This is a genomic window from Micromonospora sp. 4G55 (assembly GCF_016803375.1).
This window is the reverse complement of record NZ_JAEVHN010000274.1, coordinates 1-7,916: the sequence shown is the minus strand read 5'-3', so window position 1 is coordinate 7,916 and position 7,916 is coordinate 1. Positions and strand designations below refer to the sequence as shown.

The window sequence follows — 7,916 nt, the reverse complement described above, 5'->3', positions numbered from 1 at the left end:
CCCCGCGCGTGATCAAGAAGTTCTGGTCAGGAATGGCCGCGCTGGAGACGCAAACTTCTTGATCACCGAGGCGCGGGGCGGCGGGCGGCGGAGGGCTGCCGGTGGGGGTCAGATGGTGCAGTTGACCAGGACGGGTTCGGGGTGGAGGGTGACGGCGAAGCGGGTGTGGACCGTGTCGCGGATGTCGCGGGCGAGGGCGACCAGGGCCGCCGTGCTGGCGGTGCCGGTGTGGTTGGTCAGGGCCAGGGTGTGCTTGCTGGAGATCGCGGTGCCCTCGGGACCGGGGTGGCCCTTGGCGAAGCCGGCCTTGTCGATCAGCCAGGCGGCGCTGACCTTCACCATGTCGCCCGGGCAGGGCCAGGAGGGCGGCTCGCCGAGGTCGGTGGCGCGTTCGCGCAGCAGCTCGTACGCCTCCTGGTCGAGCACCGGGTTGGTGAAGAACGAGCCCACCGACCAGGTGTCCGGGTCGGTGGCGTCGAGCACCATGCCCTTGCCGGCGCGCAGCTTCAGCACCGTCGCGCGGGCGTCGGCCAGCGGCACCCGGTCGCCCACCTCGACGCCGAGCGCCCGAGCCAGCTCGGCGTAGCGCACCGGGCCGGAGAGCGTCGAGCGGTGCAGCCGGAAGTCGACCGAGAGCACCACCCAGCGGTCGCTGTACTTGAAGATGCTGGACCGGTAGGCGAAGCCGCAGTCCGCCGCCTCGACCCGGCCGAGGCTGTCGTCGGCGCGGTCGTACACCTGGACGCCGGTAATGCTCTCGGCGACCTCCTGGCCGTACGCGCCGACGTTCTGGATCGGGGTGGCGCCGGCCGAGCCGGGGATGCCGGAGAGGCACTCCAGCCCCGACCAGCCGTTGTCCACGGTGGCGGCGACCAGGTCGTCCCAGGGCTCGCCGGCCTCGACCCGTACGGTGACGGTGTCGGCGTCCTCGGCGACCACCCGCAGCCCCCGCGACCGGACCAGCACGACCGTGCCGGGGAAGCCCTCGTCGCCCACGACGACGTTGCTGCCGCCCGCGAGGATGAGGACGGGCTCGTCCCGCTCCCGCGCCTGGCGCACGGTTCGTACGATTTCCTCGGCGCTGGTGGCGGTCTCCAGCCGGCCGGCGGGGCCGCCGAGGCGCAGCGTGGTGTATCTCGCCAGGGTGGCCGGGTCGGCGGGGTCGGCTCCGGTTGTCGGCTGGGCGTAGACGTCTGACACGCCTCTCACCCTAGGCTGAGGGGTAGCCGCGGCACCCACTGGTGGCCCGGTCACCCCCGGGAGGATTGCGATGAGCAGGTTGCACGGCACGAAGGACTTCTGGATCGGGGCGCTCCGGGTGGACGGCCCGGCGTTCGCCGCCGCGGTGGCCGAGGCGCCGCCCGAGACACCGGTGCTGTCCTGTCCGGGCTGGACGGTCGCCGACCTCACCCTGCACCTCGCCGGCATCTACCACTGGGTGCACTCGTTCGTCGGCTCCGGCGAGACCGCCCAGCCGGCCCGCCGGGACCGCCCGGAGCTGCCCAGCGGGGTGACCCCACTCCAGCTGTGGCAGCACGGGTACGACCAGCTGATGACCCTCTTCGACACCCTGGACCCGGAGGCGCCGGCGTGGAACTGGGCGCCGCAGCCGAAGAAGGCCGGCTTCTGGCCGCGCCGGATGGCGCACGAGACGGCGGTGCACCGCTGGGACGCCCAGCTCGCCATCGCCGCCGGTGAGCCGATCGAGGCCAAGCTCGCGGCGGACGGGATCAGCGAGGTGCTGGACACCTGGCTGCCGGCCGGGCGCCGGGCGGTGCCGGGGCAGTGGCACGGGGTGGTGCAGCTGACCGCGACCGACGCCGCACAGGACTGGTACCTGCGGCTGCGCGGCGAGGGGGTGGCCCTGCTCGACACCGCCACCGTCTTCGGCCACGAGGACCACCACGCCCGGGTCCAGGTCACCGGCACCGCCAGCGACCTGCTGCTCGCCCTCTGGGGTCGGATCGGGTACGACGCCCTCGGCGTCACCGGCGACCGCACCCTCCTGGACGGCCTGCGCACCGGCTGACCCCGCGCCGGACCTCCCGGTCCCACCCTGCGCTCTCCGCGAAGAGTGGCCATTCCCCGCGAATGGCCACTCTTCGCGTATCCGGGGGTCGTCAGGTCACGGCTCGGACGCGACGAGAGAGCGCTCTCTTGACACCGGTCCAGTGAGCCGCAACGCTGGCGTGAGAGCGCTCTCTCAGCCCCTCACGATCGCGTCAGGACCCTGGCTGCGGCTCGCTCACCAGCAGGTCCACCCGCTCCACCACCGATTGACCTGAGAGGAATCCGAGGAAGATGGGTACCTTTTCGCGCCGCCGTCTGGCGGCGTGGCCCTGGTGGCCACCACCGCCCTGCTCGGCACCGCCGCCTGCGCCGGCGAGGACGACTCCGCCAAGGACGGACCGATCACGCTGACCGTCGACGTGTTCGGCCAGTTCGGCTACGAGGAGCTCTACAAGGAGTACATGGCCAGCCACCCCGACGTGAAGATCGTCGAGCGGGGCACCGGCAGCAACCTCGACGAGTACTCGCCGAAGCTCACCCAGTGGCTCGCCGCCGGCAAGGGCGCCGGCGACGTGGTGGCCATCGAGGAGGGGCTGCTGGTCGAGTACAAGGCCAACCCGCAGAACTTCGTCAACCTGCTCGACCACGGGGCCGCCGACCTCAAGGGCAACTTCCTCGACTGGAAGTGGAACCAGGGGCTCACCGCCGACGGCAAACAGCTGATCGGCCTCGGCACCGACGTCGGCGGCATCGCGATGTGCTACCGCAAGGACCTCTTCGCCAAGGCCGGCCTGCCCACCGAGCGGGACGAGGTCTCCAAGCTCTGGCCGACCTGGCAGGACTACATCGCCACCGGCGAGAAGTTCAAGGCTGCCAACACTGGGGCGTCCTTCCTCGACGCGGCGACCAACACGTTCAACACGATCCTGCTCCAGACCGCCGGCAACACCTCCGGCTACAGCTACTACGACACCGGCGACAAGCTGGTGGTCGACAGCAACCCGGCCGTGAAGCAGGCCTTCGACACCACCGTGGACATCATCGACTCCGGCCTTTCCGGCAAGTACGGCTCCTGGTCGGAGGAGTGGGTCTCCGCCTTCAAGCAGTCGAAGTTCGCCACCATCGCCTGCCCCGCCTGGATGACCGGCGTCATCGAGGGCAACGCCGGCCCGGCCGCCAAGGGCAAGTGGGACATCGCCCAGGTCCCCGGCAACGGCGGCAACTGGGGTGGCTCATTCCTCGCCGTACCGAAGCAGAGCAAGCACCAGGCCGAGGCGATCGAGCTGGCCAAGTTCCTGACCAGCGCCAAGGGCCAGATCGGCGCGTTCAAGGCCAAGGGCCCGCTGCCGTCGTCGCCGCAGGCGCTCGACGACCCGGCGATCGTCGACTCGACGAACGCGTACTTCTCCGCCGCCCCGGTCGGCAAGATCTTCGGCACCGGCGCCAAGAGCTTGAAGCCGGTCTACATGGGCCCGAAGAACCAGGCCGTCCGCACCGAGGTGGAGAACGCGGTGCGCACCGTCGAGCTGGGCCAGCGCACCCCCGAGCAGGGCTGGAACGACGCCGTCAACAACGCGAAGAAGGCCGCCGCCAAGTAGCCCGAGCCAGGCGGGCGGGCGGGTTCGGCAACGCCGGTCCCGCCCGCCCGGCGGAGAAGGAGTCCACGGCATGGCCGTCCAGCTCGACGCGCGCCCCCCGGTCGTACCGGCGCCGCGCCACGCCCGCTCGAACCGGGGCAACCGCTCGCCCGGTTCGACACCCGGTACTCGCCCTACCTCTACATCGCCCCGTTCTTCCTGCTCTTCGCGGTCTTCGGGATCTACCCGCTGGTCTACACCTTCTGGGTCTCGCTGCACGACTGGGACCTGCTCGGGGTGGACCCCACGTTCATCGGGGCGCAGAACTACACCCAGCTGATGGCCGACCCCGACTTCTGGCACTCGGTGGTCAACACCCTCGGCATCTTCGTCATCTCGACCGTCCCGCAGCTGCTCCTCGCGCTGTGGCTGGCCAACCTGCTCAACCGGCACCTGCGGGCGCGGACGGGCTGGCGGATGGCGGTGCTGATCCCCAACGTCACCTCCACCGCCGCGGTGGCGATCGTCTTCGGCGTGCTCTTCGGCCGCGAGTTCGGCATGATCAACTGGCTGCTCGACGTCGTCGGGATCGACGGCATCGACTGGAAGGCCAACCGGTTCGCCTCCTGGGTGGCCATCTCGACCATGGTCGACTGGCGGTGGACGGGCTACAACGCGCTGATCTTCCTGGCCGCGATGCAGGCCATCCCGCGCGACCTGTACGAGTCCGCCTCCATCGACGGTGCCGGCCGGGCCCGGCAGTTCTGGTCGATCACCGTGCCGCTGCTCAAGCCGACGATCATCTTCGCGGTCATCATCTCCACCATCGGCGGGCTCCAGCTCTTCACCGAGCCCCGCCTCTTCAACTCCGGCACCAACGCGATCCGGGGCGGGCCGCTGCGCGAGTCGCAGACGGTGACCATGTACATGTTCGAGAACGCCTTCGCGCCGCACTACAACTTCGGCTACGGCTCCGCCATCGCCTGGCTGCTCTTCGCGCTGATCGCGGTGGTCGCGGCCATCAACGTGCTGGTCCTGCGCCGCCTCGGCGGCGGCGGGCGCAAGGAGGAATCCCGATGACCCGACTCTGGTCGGCCGGCCGGCTCACCTACGCGGCACTGACCCTCACCGCCCTCCTGTCGATCTTCCCGATCTACTGGATGTTCGTGGTCGCCAGCCGCACCAGCGACGCGATGGGCGAGGTGCCGCCCCCGGTCACCCCCGGCGGCAACCTGGGCGCGAACATCGCCCGGCTCTTCGCCAACACCGACGCGTACTTCCTGACCGGCCTGGTGAACTCCACGATCGTGGCGGTGTCGGTCACTGTCTCGGTGGTCTTCTTCTCCACCCTGGCCGGGTTCGCCTTCGCCAAGCTGCGGTTCCGTGGGCGCAACGCGCTGCTGATGATCATCATCGCGACGATGATGGTGCCCACCCAGCTCGGCGTCATCCCGCTGTACATGCTGATGACGAAGCTGAACTGGAACGACCGGCTGCCGGCCGTGATCGTGCCGGCGCTGGTGACCGGCTTCGGGGTCTTCATGATGCGCCAGTACGCCGGCCAGGCGGTCAGCACCGAGCTGATCGAGGCCGCCCGGATGGACGGCTGCAACACCGCGCGGATCTACTGGAACGTGGTGCTGCCCGCGCTGCGCCCCGCCGCCGCCGTCCTCGGCCTGCTCACCTTCATGACCACCTGGAACGACTTCCTCTGGCCGTACGCGGTGCTCAACGACCCGGAGAACCCGACCGTGCAGCTGTCGCTGCGGGCTCTGTCGGACGGGTACTACCAGGACATGTCGCAGGTGTTCACCGGTACGGCCATCGCGACCCTGCCCCTGCTGCTGGTGTTCATCGTGTTCGGCCGCCAGATCATCGGCGGCATCATGGAAGGTGCGGTCAAGGCGTGAGTGAGCTGCGTTTTCCCGAGGGCTTCGTCTGGGGCGCCGCCACCGCGGCGTACCAGATCGAGGGCGCGGTCCACGACGACGGTCGCGGCCCGTCGATCTGGGACACCTTCAGCCGTACGCCCGGGAAGGTCTTCCAGGGGCACACCGGCGACGTCGCCTGCGACCACTACCACCGGTACGCCGACGACGTGGCGCTGATGGCCGAGCTGGGGCTGCGGGCGTACCGCTTCTCGGTGGCCTGGCCCCGGATCCAGCCGGACGGCACCGGCCCGGTCAACCCCCGTGGGCTGGACTTCTACGACCGGCTCACCGACGCGCTGCTCGACCGGGGCGTCGACCCGATCGTCACGCTCTACCACTGGGACCTGCCCCAGGCCCTGCAGGACCGGGGCGGCTGGACCAACCGGGACACCGCCGAGCACCTCGCCGACTACGCCGTCGCCGTGCACAGCCGGCTCGGTGACCGGGTCCGCACCTGGACCACGCTCAACGAGCATGGTGCTCGGCGTACCTCGGGTACGGCAACGGGGTGCACGCGCCGGGCGAGCGGGACGCGGGGGCAGCCTTCGCCGCCGTACACCATCTCCTGCTCGGGCACGGCCTGGCGGCCCGCGCGCTGCGCGCGGCCGGCGCGCCGACCCTCGGGATCACCCTCAACCCGGCCGACGTGCAGCCCGCCGACCCGGCCAGCGCCGCCGACGTCGCCGCCGCCCGGCTGGTCGACGGCCTGCACAACCGGATCTTCCTCGACCCGCTGACCGGCGCCGGCTACCCCGACGACGTGCTGGCGCACCTCGGCCGGCTGGTGGAGCCGACGTTCATCCGGGACGGCGACGAGAAGCTCATCGCCGCACCGACCGACCTGCTCGGGGTGAACTACTACGCCCCGACCTACGTCGCCGGCCGGCCGGACGCCGCCGGCGGCGGCGGGGCGTACCCGGGCACCGAGGGCGTGGTGGAGTTCCTGCCGCCCACCGGCCCGCTGACCGACATGGGGTGGATGATCGAGGCGACCGGGCTGACCCGGCTGCTGGAGCGGATCGCCCGGGACTACCCGGGTCTGCCGATGCTGATCACCGAGAACGGCGGCGCCTTCCCGGACAAGCCCGGCGCCGACGGCCCGGACGGTCTCGGCCAGGTGATGGACACCGACCGGATCGCCTACCTCGACGGGCACCTGCGGGCGGCGCACCAGGCCATCGCCCGGGGGGTGGACCTGCGCGGCTATCTCGTATGGTCGTTGCTGGACAACTTCGAGTGGGCCGAGGGCTATCGGAAGCGGTTCGGGATCGTCCACGTCGACTACCTGACCCAGCGGCGCACACCGAAATCAAGCGCCCGGTGGTACCAGGAGGTGATCTCCCGGAACGGGCTGTGACGAGGTGGTGGTGACGGGGATGACGACCGCGCAGCGACCGACCCTGGAGGCGGTCGCCCGCCGGGCCGGGGTGTCCCGGGCGACCGTGTCCCGGGTGGTCAACGGCTCCACCACCGTGGCCGAGCCGATCCAGGAGGCGGTCCGCCGGGCCGTGGCCGAGCTGGGGTACGTGCCGAACCTGGCCGCCCGCAGCCTGGTCACCCAGCGGACCGACTCGGTCGCCCTGGTCATGCCCGAGGAGGCCACCCGGGTCTTCTCCGACGACCAGGTGTTCCCGGGGATCATCCGCGGGGCGGCCCAGGAGCTGGAGGCGGCCGACAAGCAGTTGGTGCTGATGCTCGCCGGGTCGGCGGCCGGTCACGAACGGGTCGAGCGGTACACCACCGGCCGGCACGTCGACGGGGTGCTCTTCGCCTCGCTGCACGGGGCCGACCCGCTGCCCGGCACCCTGACCCGGCTCGGCATCCCGGTGGTCTGCGCCGGCCGCCCGCTCGACGGCGCGCGGGTGCCGTACGTCGACGTCGACAACGTCGGCGGGGTGACCCGGGCGGTACGGCACCTGATCGAGAACGGTCGCCGCCGGATCGCCAGCATCGCCGGCCCGCAGGACATGATCGCCGGCATCGAGCGGCTCACCGGCTACCGGGAGACGGTCACCGCCGCCGGGCTGCCGGAGCTGGTCGCGTACGGCGACTTCACCCGGGAGTCCGGGGCGGCGGCCATGCACCAACTGCTCACCGCGCACCCCGACCTGGACGCGGTCTTCGCCGCCAGCGACCTGATGGCGCACGCCGCCCTGCGGACCCTGCGCGAGGCGGGGCGGCGGGTGCCGGACGACGTCGCGGTGATCGGCTTCGACGACATCGAGACGGCGGCCTACACCGAGCCGCCGCTGACCACGGTGCGCTGGGAGATCGTGGAGCTGGGGCCGGGAGATGACCCGGCAGTTGCTGCGGCTCGCCGCGTGCGAGGCGATCGAGGAGTCGGTGATCCTGCCGACCGAGCTGGTGGTGCGCGAGTCCGCCTGACCGGGCACGGCGG

At 71.2% G+C, this 7,916-nt stretch carries 4 protein-coding genes and 3 pseudogenes; 6 read left to right on the top strand and 1 reads right to left on the bottom strand.

The genetic code is table 11. The annotated features are described in order from the left end of the window. Positions 1-108 precede the first annotated feature (108 nt). On the bottom strand, positions 109-1,200 hold the full coding sequence (locus JNW89_RS21040; RefSeq protein ID WP_309140008.1) for a UDP-N-acetylmuramate dehydrogenase: 1,092 nt from the start codon (positions 1,198-1,200) through the stop codon (positions 109-111). 70 nt (positions 1,201-1,270) lie between these two features. Between JNW89_RS21040 and JNW89_RS21035 the strand changes: the two genes are divergently transcribed. The 6 genes and pseudogenes from JNW89_RS21035 (at position 1,271) to JNW89_RS21010 (ending at position 7,903) form a co-directional block, all read left to right on the top strand. Next, positions 1,271-2,029: a maleylpyruvate isomerase family mycothiol-dependent enzyme gene (locus JNW89_RS21035; RefSeq protein WP_238450198.1), complete on the top strand. Its 759-nt coding sequence runs from the start codon at positions 1,271-1,273 to the stop codon at positions 2,027-2,029. Positions 2,030-2,301: 272 nt separating this feature from the next. After that, positions 2,302-3,608: pseudogene (locus JNW89_RS21030) on the top strand (ABC transporter substrate-binding protein). Between the two features lie 183 nt (positions 3,609-3,791). After that, complete coding sequence (locus JNW89_RS21025) at positions 3,792-4,667, top strand: carbohydrate ABC transporter permease (protein ID WP_238450199.1); 876 nt, start codon at positions 3,792-3,794, stop codon at positions 4,665-4,667. After that, complete coding sequence (locus JNW89_RS21020) at positions 4,664-5,497, top strand: carbohydrate ABC transporter permease (RefSeq protein ID WP_238450197.1); 834 nt, start codon at positions 4,664-4,666, stop codon at positions 5,495-5,497. Before JNW89_RS21025 ends, JNW89_RS21020 begins: the two co-directional genes overlap by 4 nt. Further along, positions 5,494-6,809 (top strand): annotated as a pseudogene (locus JNW89_RS21015) (GH1 family beta-glucosidase); the annotation flags it as partial. The gene JNW89_RS21020 and the pseudogene JNW89_RS21015, both read left to right, overlap by 4 nt. A gap of 85 nt (positions 6,810-6,894) precedes the next feature. Continuing rightward, positions 6,895-7,903: pseudogene (locus tag JNW89_RS21010) on the top strand (LacI family DNA-binding transcriptional regulator). Positions 7,904-7,916 lie beyond the last annotated feature (13 nt).